The sequence below is a fragment of the Streptomyces sp. NPDC002795 genome (genome assembly GCF_042888725.1).
Taxonomy (GTDB): Bacteria; Actinomycetota; Actinomycetes; order Streptomycetales; family Streptomycetaceae; genus Streptomyces.
Genome location: NZ_JBIAQB010000006.1, coordinates 381,776 through 395,638, shown reverse-complemented (window position 1 = coordinate 395,638; position 13,863 = coordinate 381,776). Strand labels below are relative to the sequence as shown.

Genomic DNA, 13,863 nt, shown 5'->3' with positions numbered 1-13,863 from the left:
TTCGAGCTCCGCCCGCAGCTGCGGGTCGGAGATCAGCCTTTTCCCAGGTCCGCGCGGATCGTCTGGTTGATGACCAGGGCCGAGGTGAACAGTGCCTTCGCCTCACCGTCCGGCCAGGCATCCAGCAGCTCCTGCGCCTCCGCCTCGCTCATCCCGTCGACGGAGCACGCGGCGATCACTGCGGCGGGGAACGTCTCCGGGTTGTAGTCCATGCCCTGGTCGGCCTGGTCCTCGCTCGGCGCGTGCTCGCGCAGCAGCTGCTCCCATGCGGGCCGGGGCAGCGCCCTGAACGTCAGGGTGAGTGTGGCGTCCGCGAGTGTGTCCTGCGCGGCCGTCAGCGCCGAATCGGCGGCCACCACCTGCGGGTTGGAGGCCACCCACGCGTCCCGCTGGTCCTCGCGGATGCCCTGCTCGGCGCACTCGGCGACAGCTGCCGCCCGCGCCTTCGCCAGCACCATGGCCGCATCGGTGACCGCGGTCTTGGCGGCCTGGTCGTCGCAGATCGACAGGGTCCGTTCGGGCAGCTTGCGCGAGCGCAGCTTCGCCATCTTCGCCGCCCAGTGGGCGTCCTTGGCGACCGCCGCCGGCGGCGGCGTGATGTCAGTGGTTGTGGTCATACGGCATCCCCCCCCAGATCACGTGGTCGCCGGGACGGCAGCGTCCAGGACCGGTTCGTCGGACACCGCGAACGTGACGGTGAACTTCGCCGGGTCGGAACCCGTCGAGTAGGCCGGGGCGCGGGAGGCGACCCGGATCGGGAAGATGTCCATGCTCTTGGAGGCGGGGACGTCGCCCTTGCGCAGGATCACGATGTAGCCGACGACGCCCTTCGACAGCAGCGCCTCGATGGTGTCGGTGAGCTGGTCCTCGTAGAACGTGAGGGTGGACGCGTCGGCCTTGTCCTCACCGGGGATCGACGTGGTCAGCGTCGAACCGAGGTCGGGGGTGTCGATGGGGCTGTTGCCGAGCGACCAGCCCGCGATGTCGGAGACCGCGCCCGACAGTTCGGTGCCCCCGACGATCTCGGGCCGGGTCGGGACGTTCGTCGCCGCGGCGATCTCGTCCAGGAAGTAGATCTTGGTGACGCCGCGGCGCATGAACCGCTGCTGGGTGGTGCCCAAGGTGGGTGCTCACTCTCCGGGGACCCCTGCCCCCGAGCGAGCACGCACGGAGACCCGTCCCCATCAGTTCGCCAAATGGCGATCTTGGGGTCGGCCCGTGCCGGGGTCGGCCGGGCGTCCGCGTAAAGGGCCTCCGCGGTGAGGTGCGCGTCCGTCAGCTGTTCGGTGTGGACACCGTCAGCACGAAACGCTGGACGTAAGTGTAGATCGAGTTGACGACAGTGGTTCCGTCCTCACGGTCCAGCTCGCGGCCGATCACCACGGCGCCATCGATCGTGATGGGCCACTTGAACTGGCGCCCGTCCGCGCCGCGTTGCAGGAACCCTTGGCGCACCTTGTCGGCCTGCAGGCTCGCCTGCTCGGCCTGGGTGCCCACCGAGGACACCTGGATCAACACACGGGCATCAGCGTTGGGATCTCCCAGCGGCGGCCCGAACCCGGTGGTCTGCCCCAGCTCGTAGATGACGCTGTAGGGCATCGTGGTGCCGGTCGGCTGCGCGGACGTCGCCGGCGCGGTGCCGTACCCGCAGGATCGGCCGGTGGCCGCGACGAGCATCGTCTGCACCCCGTAGGCGACTTGGCGCCCGGACACAGTCATCTATTCGCTCCCCTCGTCGTCGCCGCCCACCTGGCGGGCGGCGGTGACTGCCGCCTGAATGTCGGCGATCGCGTACTGGTGCAGGCCCAGCTCGGACCAGGTGGGCATGTCCCACGGGCTGGAGCCGCGCATCAGTCCCAGCTCGCCGTCGTCGTCGACGAGTTCGACGACGAACACGAGCCGCGACGTCATGCCGTAGCCGTGCTCCTGCAGGACTCCGGCGACCGCCTGGTGCAGCTCGTCGGCGACACCGCTCACAGGGCGCTCCCCTCGTCGGCCAGCCGCCCCAGAGCGGCCACGAACAGCGGCTGAATGGTCTGCACGGCCGGGCCGACGTGCGCGTTCGGAGGCTGGTTGAAGACGCGTCCCAGACTGTCGGGGCCGACGTAGCCGTATTCAAGGCGCCGGGCCTGCGGCTTGTTCGTGCCGACGACGGCGAGCGCCCCGTCTCCGGTGCTGTGCACCTCGTGCGTCCACGACCTGCGGTAGTCGCCGGTCGGAGCGTTCGGGCCGGGCCGCCCGGACGCGTTCGCCTTGATGCGCGTCTCCAGCAGCATCGCGTGATGGCGCACCACGTTGATGGCCTGCGGCAGCAGGGCGGCGGCCCGCTCCTCCAACTGGGCTGCGATCTGGGCCCCGTTGGAGGAGGCGTTGCCTCGCGGGCCGCTCACGTCAGCTCCTTGATGCGGCTGTCACCGTCGTAGAGGCCGCTGGCCCATTCGACGAGCAGCTTGAGCATGGCCCGGGTGAACTCGTGCGCGCCGCCGTCGAGCAGGTCGTGGCGTGCCAGCGCGGACCGCTCCAGTTCACCCGCGTCGATCGCGGACAAGAACGCGGCAGCGGCGGGCCCTGGGTCCGGGGCGACACCCACCGCTACGCGGGCCAGGCCGTCGAACTCGATGCGTGCCGACTGCGCGAGCTGCAGCACGAGTTCCGCCGGCTGTTTCGCGCTCTGTGTGAGCTGGTAGCCGCTCACCAGGCCGGAAATGTCGTGGTCTCCGAGGGTGATGGTGGCCCCGAGGGGCTGGGCGGCGATCCGCACACGGCGGAGCTGATCATCCATGCGTTTCAGCGTACGAAGGGCCACGGACAGCGTCGGCGGCCCCGATCGGGGCCGCCGACGGCCGTCACACGCCGACGGGGGCGGCGGTGATCCGCTCGGTGAGGCGGGTGGTGCGGCAGATCTCGACCGTGGAAGCCTCGGTGGCATCCTCGGCCACCCACTCCCGCCCGGTCAGACCGGCCGTGCCGGTGACGACCTCAACGAGGTCGCCGGGCAGGGCGACGGATGCACTCACCGGGGCGACGAGCCGGTACCAGGAGGAGCCCTCCGACAGCCAGTCCGTGCCCAGGAGTTGAGCCATCACGATCTGCCCGTGCGTGGACAGCACCGCGCCCGGCCCCTCGTACACCACGGTGGTCGGCGTCTTGCCGGGCTCCCCGGTGTCCGGGTCGAGGGCGGCCTGCCCAGCCGTCCGCGTGATGCGGACGGTGTCGACGAGTTCGGCTTCGAGGGCGGCGCGCGCCTGCTCCAGATCAAGGGCCACGCCTCACGCCCCGCTGGTCGTCTGCGTGACCTCGGACATCCACGTAGTGCGCACCACAGCAAGGCTGTTGGCGTCGGAGATGTCCAGAACCCGCCAGATCCGGTTGAGGAGACCGCCGTCCTGGCTGGCCACCACCACCCGCACCTGGTCGTCGCGCGATGCCAGCGGAACATCCAGCGGGGTCAGCAGCCGGTAGCGGTTGCGGGTGTCGTCCGCGTACGCCTGCCCCTCCAGGGACAGGACCAGACCGGGCCCGCCGGCGCCGAACACCGCACCCGAACCGCGGTAGACGATGAAGTCGGGGCCGGGCTTGTACTCGCCCGTGTCGGGGTCCAGGACTTCCGGGCCGGGGCGGAAAATCTCGATGGTGTCCACGAGGATGCGCGATTCGACGATGGGGGCAACGGCGTCAAGCGACAGCCCCTCAACAGGAGTGGTCATACGTTCGAGCGTAGGGCGGTGCTCGGACTGCTCCTGGGCCCGAAAAGGGCTGCGCCTCCCGGACGGGGGACCGGGAGGCGCAGCAGCATGTTGCGAGGTCAGACCTCGAATGGGGCGACGGCGGCCTCGCGGCCGGGGCGGCTCACGCTACGCCTGTGCACGTCGGCCCGTCCTTCGATTCCGGCTACCCCCTGGGCGCGTACCGCAACACGAGACGGCTGTCCGTCTTGTCGATGATGTGGCCAGCGGGCATGTCCTCGCCCGCGGTGCCCGCCGGATAGATCGACAGGTGCGGCACGGCATCCCGTTCACGCCCCCACGCGTCCGCGAACCGGACGAGGCTGCGGGCCAGCGCGGCGCCGTCACGCCCGTACCCGGCCGCACCCAGCAGGATCGGCTTGTCGGCGTCCTCGCCGTCACGCTGGTGGATCAGGTAGGCGAGCGAGCTGCCGACGACGAGCGCGACGGTACGCACCGGCACGCTGGGCCGCCGCACCCCCGCCTCCAGGGCCTCCTTGGTGACCTCGATGCGGCACACCGCGTCGTCGTAGGCGGAGGCCCGCAGCCACACTCCGTCGAACGACTCCTCGCCGCCCACGCGGGTCTGCGACCACTCTTCGGCGGGCTCGCCGGTGAACACGCCGTCCAGGCGGGCCGCGTCGACCTGCTGGTCCTGGTCGTGGTGGAGGAGCACGGTGCCGTCGCCGATGGCGGTCGTGCGCTCTCCGTCCTGCCCGACCATCGGCACGAACCCGCACAGCTCCATGCCGTCGCAGACCAGCGCATCGCCGTCGCGGTCGAGGGCTACCGAGCGGGTCTGTCCGCGCCAGCGCAGCGGCAGGACGAGCCGACCGCCGTCGACGAGCTGGTCCCACCAGGGCGAGGGCACATCCCACACGCCGACGGTCGCGGTGATCCGGTCGTAGGGGGCGTACTCGGGGGCGCCGATCAGCCCGTCACGGGCCATGACCTGCACGTGGCTGTAGCCGCTGTTGTTGAGGGTGGTGCGCGCGTGAAGCGCCACCTCGTCGTCGACGTCGATGGTGGTCACTTGCCCTTTGGGGCCGGTCAGTTCGGCGAGCAGCGCCGCGTTGTAGCCGGTGCCCGCTCCCACTTCCAGGATGCGGTCGCCGGGCTGCACGTCGAGCTGGGCCAGCATCATCGCGACCACGGAGGGCACCGAGGCGCACGACAGGGCGAGCGGCCCGTCCGGGTTGTCCTTGATGACGACGGCCTGGTCCTTGTAGGCGTCGGCGAGGTCCGCGCCCGGCAGGTGCGCTTCGCGGTGCACGGTGCGCAGGGCTTCTTCCACGGGGGCGGGCACGGGTTGCGCGGTCACGATCGCGTCGACGAGTTCGCGGCGCAGGTCGTCGGCGGTCGGCGTCTGGTTCACGCGGGGGCCTTTCAGATCAGGAGGAGGCAGGTTGCCCAGCCGGGATCAACCGGCTGGATCGGGTCGAAGGTTCGCCCGACGAGGCGTACGCCGTCGGCGCCGGTCAGCAGTCCGGCGCCGCCGGGTATCTGGCCGCGGGCGAGGAGCAGCCCGAACTGGGCCCGGATCTTGTGCAGATGACGGTTGATGCGGCTGTCGGGGTCGGCGTCGGCGGCGGTGAGTTCGGCGGCCAGCAGCAGGCCCGCCCAGCCGTGGCAGACGCTTGCTTCCTGGACCTTGGCGAGCTGGCTCGGGTCGGCCAGGCAGGAGGCGACGATCTTCTCGGCGGTCAGCTGGGAGCGGAGCTGGTGCGTGGTGAGCGCCGCGAGTTGCAGGGCTCGGGCGATGCCCGGAGTGCCGTAGCACCACGAAGGGCGGCCCGTGCGTCCTGTCGTCGTCGGTCCTTCCTCCCAGGCGTGCAGGGGCAGCGTCTCGGGCCACACGGCGCCGCCGCCGGGCAGTGGGCGCGCCCACCGTTCCAGCAGGTTGATCCCGGACAGCAGGGCCTCCTTCTGCCCCGGCACCTCGATACCGGCCCGCAGCGCCAGGGCGAGCAGGGCGATGGGCCCGGCGACGCCGTGCGCCATCCCGAAGTTGCCGTGTCCGTACGGCCACTCGCCGGCGTCGGGGCGTCCCGACGGGGCGTCGCTGCACCACCAGCCGGGCACCGAGCGCCCGCCCACCCGGACCGGGCGGCGCAACAGCCGCACCGTGTAGTGCAGAACATCGCGGAGCACGCGGCGTTGGTTCCGCCGGTACAGGAGCAGCGCACCGAGCCCGGTCAGCCCGGAGATCAGGTCGTACTCGCGCATCCTCGGCGGGACACCAAAGTCCATGCGCTGCCGTGCGGAGGCCAGGCGGCGGCCCACCAGGGCAGCCAGTTCGTCATCCAGGCGGGACAGGGCGGTGCTGTAGGACTTGTGGTGGGCGCTGTGCAGGGCGTAGGCGAGCGCCGGGGCGCCCCGGTACAGGCTGGCGGTCACCGGGTTCGCGTCGACGGCCTGCCCGGTCAGCGTCACCGCCAGCTGGTGGACGGCCTCCCACTGTCCGCTCGCGCGGGCCGTCATCGCCTCGTGGACGAGGGTGCCCGTCCTGCCGCGCCCCAGGTCGTGCAGATCGCTCACGGCTGTCGCCTCACTCTCATCGAGCGGCAGGCCTGCCGGGCCGCATGCCGGGCCTCGGCCTCACTGGTTCGGTCGGGACCCATCAGCCGGTTGTGGTGCATGTGCAGCAGCGACTCCAGCACGGTCTCCCTCTCGCTGTCGGCGACCATCGTGGCGTAGGCGCGCAGCGCGGCGGCGCGTTCCTTGCGTACCGCGTCCAGGGCGACCGGCCACGCGTCTCCGTGCCGCACATGGTGGAGGGCTGCCCTGGTCACCTCCATGACGCCCTGCCCGCCCGCGCGGGCGGTCGCCATCCACTCGATGCCGTCCTGGTCGCCGAGGAGCCCGCACGCCACATCGATCATGCCGAGCGCACACCACAACCGTCGGTCGAGGCCATCGAGTTGGCCGAGCAGCGCGGTGACTGCCTCGCTGTCGGCGACGAACACCCGCTCGGCAGCCTCCAGCGCGGGCCCGGTGCCGTAGCGCCCGTACTCGGGCCGGTAGCCGTCGAACACGAGGCGGGAGGCGAGGGCCTGGCGCTGCAGGCGGGCCGCCCACACGGACAGGGCGCGTGCCGTCCGGTCGTGCTCTGCCGCCCCCGCGCAGGCGAGGCGCAGCCGCAGGTGGTCTTCCTCCTGCGCGGTGCGGTAGCGCACGAACCACACATCGCGCAGCCCGAGTTCGTCGGTCAGCTGTGGAAGGTGCCGGGTCAGGATCTCGTCCATCGCCACCGGATGGGTGAACAGCTTGGCCTGCACCCACGGCTGCCCGTCACCAGCCGGTTGAGGCAGCATCCGGTTGGTGACGAGCGGGGCGCCGTCCACATCGGGGTGCGGCAGCCGCTCTTGCGTGGCGGCGAGCGGCATCACGATCTCGTGCGCGTGCCCCAGCCACCCCCACGCGTCAGGCTCCGGCGTCTCCGTGAGGTCGGCGGCGGCTTGCTTGGCGAGGTGGGCGTGCAGTAGCCGGGCGTGCAGCGGCGCGCCCAGGTCGAGTCGCAGCGTGCGGTCTCCGTCGTGGAGTTCGACCACCTGCGGGCACCGCCACCGCGTCCGCCACTCCTCCAACCGGGCACACCAGTCGGCGCTGAACACGCCGCCGGGCAGATCGTCCTTCGTCAGGCGCCAGCGTGCCGGGGACAGCACGCTCCGACCGTGGACGACGCGGGGCAGGCAGGGCAGCGCGGAGGCGAGCGGCCCCCAGTCGAAGCGGGTCCACGCGGTCGCGAAGCCGCGCCCCAGGTTGGCGATGAATCGGGCCAGCGGCGGAGCCTGCTTCTCCAGCGCGAGCGCATGCAGGACGACCGGTTCGACGACCTGGCGGCGCGACATGCTCACCAGCAGCAGACGGCGGCTCGTCGACATGACCGCGAGGTCGCTGACGGGGATGACGTGGGCGGCCGTCTCGGCGCGGGTGCGGTGCTCGCCCACGGAAATCACGTGCTGCAGGGCGGGCGCCAGGCGGGCCAAGTTCTGGGCGTGCGGGTATCGGGGCGTGAACGACAGCTGGGCGGGAAGCGCACCCTCCACCAGTGTCGGCAGCGTCCTGTACGTGGCGGCCGGGCCGCCGCCGGGCAGGCGGGTGAACCGGCCGGCGAGGACTCCGGCCGTCCAGGCGGGCCTCACATGCAGTGTGAAGTCCCCCGCGCTGACCGCATCCGTGCTGGGGGCGGCGACCCGTACCGCCATGTCGACGTGCGGCGCGTACGGAGCCAGCGGCTCGGTACCGGCCAGGGCGTCCAGGTCGGCGTGACTGAGCCGCACCTCATTGCTGCCATCAGCGGTCGCCTGCCAGGCGCGCGCCGCCAGAGCCTCGTCGCGGGCCATCACCTGGGCGTGCGGCAGCGGCCACACCGAGTCGGGGTAGTCGGCGGGCCAGCCGACCCCGGCGGCCAGGTCGACGGCCTCCCGCACGGGCACCAGGCTGCCCGCCCCGTACCGCTCCCAGAACACGGTGTGGAAGGCCGCCCACTCCGGCTGCTGGCCCTGGTTGCGGGTCAGGCGCAGCAGGGCGGTCGCGGCCCGCGCCGTCTCGTCCACGACCGCTGGTGGCACGCTCACCACCGCGTCCACGCACAGGTCGATGCTGAGGCGGGACCGGCCGCGTGGCGAGACGGCGCGCAGGCGCTCCTCGGCGTCCCCTCGCAGCAGCCGTGCGGCTCCCGGCCGGTCCACCCGGTTGTGCTCGCCGATCAGCCGGTGAGCCTCTGCGAGTTCGTCGAGGACACGCACGGTGTCGGCGTCGAGACGGGCACGGTGGGCGTGCAGCAGGTTCAGGATGTGGCTGAGCGGGTCGGGCTCGGTCATGGGCGCCGACAGGTCGGAGACCAGGACGTCCTCCCGCAAAGCCGCCCCGATCAGCTGCATGGCCTGCTCGCGGGTACCGCCCAGCCGGGCAAGCATGTCGATGAGCGCAGTGCACGGCGTCGGGTGCTCGGACGCCGCCAGCACCGCCTCCAGGGGCGCGACCACGGTGATGCGGGCCGTACGGCCGCCCTCGCGCGGCACCTCCACCATCTCGCCGCGCCGCACGGCAAGGCTGCTGGCCTGCACTCTCAGCAACGGCAGGATGTCGGCCCGCTGCTCCAGGTCGCGGCGCACGTAGTCGAGCCACAGCATGTCGGGGCGGGCGACCGCCTGATGCGCGGAGTCGACCCACGCCTGGGCGGCGCCCAGGTGGGCGCGGGCGACGCCGGCGAACAAGCCGAACGGGGTGGGCCGTCCGGTGGCGCGCAGCAGGTAGCGGGCCACGGCCAAAGTGGCCTTGCGGACCGGTTTCGCCTCCGCGTGCTCGTCGGCGAGGATCGCCTCGACGGTGCGGGCCAGCTCTGGGGACGCCGCCTGCACCGGATGCGCGAACCGGTCGTCGGCCCACACCTGCGTCAGCCAGTTGCGGCACTCCGCGGTGTCGGCTGGGTCGGGCCACCGGGTGTTGCCAGCGGCTGGCAGTGCGGCCGCCCGCAGCAGAAGCGCCCCGGCATCGTGCAGTTGGTACGTGCTTTCCATCCCCTCGCCCTCCAGGCTCAACGCCCGGTGCGGGGGACAGGGTGACGTGCGCCCTGTCCCCCGCACCGCTGTACGGATCGGTCAGCTGGCGCAGGACGACGCGCACGTCGACTTGCAGCCGTCGCTGGTGTCGCAGTCGCTGATGACGATGCGCGGAGCGCCCGTGATGGTCACGGACAGCTGCCACTCATCCGCGAGTTCCGCCAGGTCCTTCGCGGCCGGGGGCTGAGCCGGGGCGGCCTGGGGTGCCGTGCTGGTCTGTGCAGGCATGCTGGTGCCTCCAACGTGGGTCGATCATGGACACCCGCACGGTCGGCGGGCGGAGAGCGCGGGACTCCCGCGACCGGCTGCCCCTCCACGGGGGGCGGGGCAGCCGGGTGCGCGAGCACCGCACCGCGAGCGCCCTACGCGGACAGGTGCACGCGGACCGTCTTGCCGCCGCCGTCACGCAAGAACCAGGACACGGCGCCGCCCAGGGCACGGATAACGTCGAGTCCTCTTCCGCATTCGCGCTCGTCGGCAGCTCCCCGGTGTTCGCGGGAAGGAGACAGGCCCGGAACCGGATCCGACACGTCGATGAGCAGCCCGCCGTCCTCCAGGATCGCGAGACGGACGGTCATCATGTGGCCAACCACGCGACCGTGGTTGATGGCGTTGGTGACGAGTTCGGACACGATGAGCGTGGCCTCCTGCTGGTCACCAGGCCACCGCCACATCACCAGCTGGCGTCGAGCGTGGAGCCGCACCAGCGGCACCACTTGATGCGCCATCGTGTAGCGCATGGACCACTCGGCCACCTCCGGGGGCATCGCGGTCGGTTTGCAGGTAGCCACGGACGCGTCACCTTCTTCATCGAGCGGTGCAAGAAGGCGCGTCCCACGGCTGACAGGGAAATCTCTCGGGTTCGCTACATGTCCACTGCTCACAGTTGGATGATGTCTACGCACGGTGAAGCGGAACTAGGCCATGCCGTGGCCATGCGTGGCCACGTTGCGGCCATGGCCGGGAGTGGGCGCCATGACACCTCAGACTGGACGTGTGGGCCGCAACGATGCGCTGAAAGCAGCCCGGCTTCGAGCTGGCTGGCGAAGCGTCGAGCGAGCCGCCGCCGCTCTGTCCGAGCACGGCCAACAGCTCCTCGACGACCGCCATTTCAACGTGTCGCCACGTACCTGGCGCCGGTGGGAAGGCGAGCGACCGGGATGGCCCTCCGAAGACACGGCGTTGGTCATCCACGACGCCCTCGGTAGTTGGCCTGAAGATCTCGGATTCACCACCCCGCCGGGCTGGATCCGTCCCGAGCACCACGAAGAGGCAGACATGAAACGCAGGTCCTTCGTGTCCGTCACAGCCGCCGCGCTGGTGGCCGGGCCCGTCAGGCCGCAACACGTCGACCCCGCCCTGATCGGCTACTTCCAAGAGCAGTTGGAGGGGCACTACCGGGCCGACATGCTCCTCGGACCTCACGACCTCATCGGCACCGTGTCAGCGCAATACCAGTTGATCGACAAGCTGGTGCGCTCCGCCAAAGGCGAGACCCGGCGCGGTCTACTCCGTGTAGGCGCGGCCTACGCGGCACTCGTCGGCTGGCTCTACCAGGACGCCGGCGACATGCAGGGCGCAAGCTTCTGGCGTGGCGTCACCCAAGAGATCGCCATGCGGTCAAGAGATCCGCACCTCATCGGCTACAGCCTCGTCAACCAGGCGCAAGTCAGGACAGATCTCGGAGACGGCGCCGCGGTCATAGACCTGTGCGAGGCCGCGCGCGAAGACGAGCGGCTCCTGGTCCCCAAGGTGCGCATCATGGCGATGCAGCAGCAAGCCCACGGCGCCAGCCTCACCAACGACCGCGACACGGTCGACGAGTTGATCGATGGCGCGGACAGTCTGCTCTCGCGAGTTGATGACGACCTGCCCTGGGGAAACGCCTGCCGACGTACTCCCGGTTACCTGGAAGTGCAGCGGGCCACCTGCTACGGGCGGCTCGGCCTCGGCCGTGAGGCAGGCGCTCTGTGGTCGCAGGTTCTGGACATCGTGCCGGAGACAGCCCGCCGGGACCGTGGTGTCTACATGGCGCGGCAGGCTACCGCCGCAGCTGTCGCCAAGGACCCCGATCAAGCCGTCCACATCGCGCGCGACGTCGCCGACATCGCGGTAGAAACCAGGTCCGCACGTATGCGCCGGGAACTGAGCACTCTTCAGCGGGCCATGCGCCCGTGGCAGGATGCCCCGATCGGCCAGGAACTCAACGACGTCCTGGCAACCGTGACCGAGGAGAGCTAAGGCGTGGCAGACAACCCGATCCCGCTGACCGAGGACGAAATCGTGATCGCACTCGACGGCGCTCCGGGCTGGCGCCGCGACGGTGACGAGATCACACGCACCTACGGGATCCGGTATCACGGCGGTGTCGCGATGATCGTGCACGTTGCCGACGTCGAGCGGCTGATCGGGCATCATGCCGACATCGACCTCCGATGGGGACGCGTGCGGTTCGGCATCACCACCCACGACGCCGGACACAAACTCACCGCCGCCGACTTCGACTTGGCGCACCGCATCGACGCCATCGCCGAGGCTCACGGCGCCGAGCCTGTCGGAGGGTAGCAAGCCCGCTGTAGGCAGGCCCCCTCCCAACCGAGTTACGCCGACGGTGGGACGCGGACAACGCTTCCAGGCCACATCAGTGTTTGCAGCGATCTACCACCAGATACTGCATCTATGTCAGATAAGGCACGTTTCAAGAAGATCTCCTTCAGCTGCCCGAACTGGTGCGACTGGCACGACGACGAGGAACGGAGCACCGGAGACACGATCGGCAACATCGTCCACATGGCGAAGACTGCAGATGTGCTACCGGACCGCGAGTTCGCTCTGGGCGCCCCATCGTGGGACGGTTTCACAGCCACCCTCTGCACCAGCAGCAATGAGGACGGGGTCCCTGGCCAGGGGCGGGTTGAGATCGTTATTGACCAGTCCCACTACAACATCACGGCCCCGCACGCTGTCCAGCAGCTGGAAGAGGAGCTGGAGTCCATGCTGCATGCGCTGCGAGCATGGCGCGGAATCATGGAAGTCGAGCAGTCCTTGACCGGCTGAACTGGTCGCGCACCTCAACAACGTCCACATCTGGCCTCGGCCCGAAACCACGACGGCATCGAGGGTGGGAGATCGGCCACGACGCGGCCTCCTCCACTGTCCGTAGCGTCCCCGTCGCCTTGTCGGGGTCGGTGTGAGTGGTCCACCCGCAGCCCAGCCCGTCGAACACCTCTACCCACTCGACGCCCGCCTCACGGCTGCGGTTGAGGGTGCCCGTGTTGTAGGCCACGGCGCTCTTGGTGAGCGTCGCCATCTCCGCCCACTCCTGCACGGGCATCCGCGTCCCGTTCCGGTAGACCACGTGCCTGAGTTGGTGTTCGGCGGCCAGCCGCTGGGCGAGCTGCCGGGCGGCCTGCCGTGCCGTCATGTTCCCCGCCGCCAGCAGTGGTATCTCGCGGCGTGCCGCCGCCCTGACGGCGCGGTAGAACGCGGACGCCATCCGCTGCTCCTCCTGCGAGCGGGCCAGGAAATCGGCGTAGGTGTCGGAGGCAAGGGACTGCAGGGCCTGGGCGTGCAGCAGCGTCCATGTGAACCGGCCACCGGTCGCATGCGCGGCGTTCTGTGCGCCCTGCTCGTACAGGTGCGGCAGCTGCCCGGTGACGAACGCGCGGGCCTCCGTGTCGACCCGCTGCCGGAAGTCGTCGATTGCCGCCTGGAATTGGGCGAGACGGCCGGTGATCTGCCGGGCCTGGCGCGGGTCGGCGACCGCGGCGAGCACGGCCCGCTGCCGGGCGGCGAGCCTCCGCCAGGCGTCGTCCAGGACGGCGGAGACACGGGCCGCGACCACGCCGGCGTCACCGGGGGTGAGCGGACCGAAGTCGCGGGCCACTACCGGCACCTGCGGTCGTCACGGGCGAGCGGGGCGACCACGAGCTCGGGCAGCGCGTCATCGTCTGCCGTCTGGTCGGGTGCGGTCGCGTCCTGCACGTCGGCGATCTGCCGTTCCAGGCCGGTGAGGTTATTGCTGTTGTCGAGGGTGACCACGCCGTCGACGGTCAGGCGCAGCGGGTCGGCGAGCAGGCGGGCCCGCCGCTCGGACAGCACTTCGAGCGCGACCTGCTTGGCGGAGCCGAGCCGCGTGTAGCGGGTCTCCAGGTCGGCGGCGTCGGCGGTGCCGGGACCGAGGGTGGACTGCAGCCAGGCCAGGACGGCAGGCGTCACGGCGTCTCCTGTTCACGGGCTGGCCCGGCCCGCTGGGGCGGGCCGGGCCAGGGGTTCTACTCGTCGCCGGTCTTGCGGCGGCGGGCGGGCTTCGCTGGGGCCGCCAGCTCCTTCTTCACCATCGGGTCCGGGGTCGGCTCCGGTTCTGGGGCGGGCTCCGGGGCGGAAGGCGCAGGCTCGGGGGCCGGGGCCTCCTCCACCAGATCGTCGGCGTCGTCGCTGTCGTCCTCCCACACCAACGGAGCCGTGATCAGCTTCGCCAGCTCGGCAGACGGCTCCTCGCCTGCCAGGAGGATGACCCGCTGGTGGCTCTCGGGGTCGTACACGTGCACCGTGGTGGCCAGTCGACGCAT

General features: G+C 70.9%; 19 protein-coding genes. 3 read left to right on the top strand and 16 right to left on the bottom strand.

The window, feature by feature from the left end:
- Nucleotides 1-32: 32 nt before the first annotated feature.
- From ACFYWS_RS20565 to ACFYWS_RS20505, 13 genes are all read right to left on the bottom strand, one after another.
- Nucleotides 33-617: a hypothetical protein gene (locus tag ACFYWS_RS20565; RefSeq protein ID WP_389278350.1), complete on the bottom strand. Its 585-nt coding sequence runs from the start codon at nucleotides 615-617 to the stop codon at nucleotides 33-35.
- An 18-nt stretch (nucleotides 618-635) separates the two neighbouring features.
- Nucleotides 636-1,121: a hypothetical protein gene (locus ACFYWS_RS20560; RefSeq protein ID WP_389278347.1), complete on the bottom strand. Its 486-nt coding sequence runs from the start codon at nucleotides 1,119-1,121 to the stop codon at nucleotides 636-638.
- A gap of 154 nt (nucleotides 1,122-1,275) precedes the next feature.
- Nucleotides 1,276-1,719 carry a hypothetical protein gene (locus ACFYWS_RS20555; RefSeq protein ID WP_389278344.1) on the bottom strand — a complete coding sequence of 148 codons (444 nt, stop codon included), beginning with the start codon at nucleotides 1,717-1,719 and terminating at the stop codon, nucleotides 1,276-1,278.
- Nucleotides 1,720-1,977, bottom strand: coding sequence for a hypothetical protein (locus ACFYWS_RS20550; protein WP_389278341.1), 258 nt, complete (start codon nucleotides 1,975-1,977; stop codon nucleotides 1,720-1,722).
- On the bottom strand, nucleotides 1,974-2,390 hold the full coding sequence (locus tag ACFYWS_RS20545; RefSeq protein ID WP_389278338.1) for an HK97 gp10 family phage protein: 417 nt from the start codon (nucleotides 2,388-2,390) through the stop codon (nucleotides 1,974-1,976). Before ACFYWS_RS20545 ends, ACFYWS_RS20550 begins: the two co-directional genes overlap by 4 nt.
- On the bottom strand, nucleotides 2,387-2,782 hold the full coding sequence (locus ACFYWS_RS20540; protein WP_389278335.1) for a hypothetical protein: 396 nt from the start codon (nucleotides 2,780-2,782) through the stop codon (nucleotides 2,387-2,389). Before ACFYWS_RS20540 ends, ACFYWS_RS20545 begins: the two co-directional genes overlap by 4 nt.
- A gap of 64 nt (nucleotides 2,783-2,846) precedes the next feature.
- Nucleotides 2,847-3,266 carry a DUF6093 family protein gene (locus ACFYWS_RS20535; protein WP_389278332.1) on the bottom strand — a complete coding sequence of 140 codons (420 nt, stop codon included), beginning with the start codon at nucleotides 3,264-3,266 and terminating at the stop codon, nucleotides 2,847-2,849.
- A 3-nt stretch (nucleotides 3,267-3,269) separates the two neighbouring features.
- Entirely contained in the window at nucleotides 3,270-3,707 is a 438-nt protein-coding gene (locus ACFYWS_RS20530) for a DUF6093 family protein (RefSeq protein ID WP_389278329.1), read from the bottom strand.
- Between the two features lie 184 nt (nucleotides 3,708-3,891).
- A complete protein-coding gene (gene fxlM, locus ACFYWS_RS20525) occupies nucleotides 3,892-5,100 on the bottom strand; it encodes a methyltransferase, FxLD system (RefSeq protein ID WP_389278326.1) in 1,209 nt (402 codons plus the stop codon).
- Between the two features lie 11 nt (nucleotides 5,101-5,111).
- Nucleotides 5,112-6,263, bottom strand: a complete 1,152-nt coding sequence (locus tag ACFYWS_RS20520) for a lanthionine synthetase C family protein (protein ID WP_389278323.1) — start codon at nucleotides 6,261-6,263, stop codon at nucleotides 5,112-5,114.
- Nucleotides 6,260-9,250: a lantibiotic dehydratase gene (locus tag ACFYWS_RS20515; RefSeq protein WP_389278320.1), complete on the bottom strand. Its 2,991-nt coding sequence runs from the start codon at nucleotides 9,248-9,250 to the stop codon at nucleotides 6,260-6,262. Before ACFYWS_RS20515 ends, ACFYWS_RS20520 begins: the two co-directional genes overlap by 4 nt.
- 81 nt (nucleotides 9,251-9,331) lie before the next feature.
- Complete coding sequence (gene fxlA, locus ACFYWS_RS20510; RefSeq protein WP_389278317.1) at nucleotides 9,332-9,520, bottom strand: FxLD family lanthipeptide; 189 nt, start codon at nucleotides 9,518-9,520, stop codon at nucleotides 9,332-9,334.
- 134 nt (nucleotides 9,521-9,654) lie between these two features.
- Nucleotides 9,655-10,083, bottom strand: coding sequence for an ATP-binding protein (locus ACFYWS_RS20505; RefSeq protein ID WP_389278314.1), 429 nt, complete (start codon nucleotides 10,081-10,083; stop codon nucleotides 9,655-9,657).
- Between the two features lie 205 nt (nucleotides 10,084-10,288).
- Here ACFYWS_RS20505 and ACFYWS_RS20500 point away from each other — a divergent pair, with 205 nt between their 5' ends.
- From ACFYWS_RS20500 to ACFYWS_RS20490, 3 genes are all read left to right on the top strand, one after another.
- Nucleotides 10,289-11,533, top strand: a complete 1,245-nt coding sequence (locus ACFYWS_RS20500; RefSeq protein WP_389278311.1) for a Twin-arginine translocation pathway signal — start codon at nucleotides 10,289-10,291, stop codon at nucleotides 11,531-11,533.
- A gap of 3 nt (nucleotides 11,534-11,536) precedes the next feature.
- Nucleotides 11,537-11,857: a 4a-hydroxytetrahydrobiopterin dehydratase gene (locus tag ACFYWS_RS20495; RefSeq protein WP_389278308.1), complete on the top strand. Its 321-nt coding sequence runs from the start codon at nucleotides 11,537-11,539 to the stop codon at nucleotides 11,855-11,857.
- Nucleotides 11,858-11,971: 114 nt separating this feature from the next.
- A complete protein-coding gene (locus ACFYWS_RS20490; protein WP_389278305.1) occupies nucleotides 11,972-12,349 on the top strand; it encodes a hypothetical protein in 378 nt (125 codons plus the stop codon).
- On the opposite strand, the gene ACFYWS_RS20485 is transcribed toward ACFYWS_RS20490, so the two are convergent.
- From ACFYWS_RS20485 to ACFYWS_RS20475, 3 genes are read right to left on the bottom strand one after another with little or no spacing between them, the layout of a single operon-like run.
- Complete coding sequence (locus tag ACFYWS_RS20485) at nucleotides 12,318-13,178, bottom strand: phage minor capsid protein (protein WP_389278302.1); 861 nt, start codon at nucleotides 13,176-13,178, stop codon at nucleotides 12,318-12,320. The genes ACFYWS_RS20490 and ACFYWS_RS20485 overlap by 32 nt on opposite strands.
- Nucleotides 13,178-13,510, bottom strand: coding sequence for a hypothetical protein (locus tag ACFYWS_RS20480; protein ID WP_389278300.1), 333 nt, complete (start codon nucleotides 13,508-13,510; stop codon nucleotides 13,178-13,180). The genes ACFYWS_RS20485 and ACFYWS_RS20480 overlap by 1 nt, the downstream gene beginning before the upstream one ends.
- 56 nt (nucleotides 13,511-13,566) lie before the next feature.
- Entirely contained in the window at nucleotides 13,567-13,863 is a 297-nt protein-coding gene (locus tag ACFYWS_RS20475; RefSeq protein ID WP_389278297.1) for a hypothetical protein, read from the bottom strand.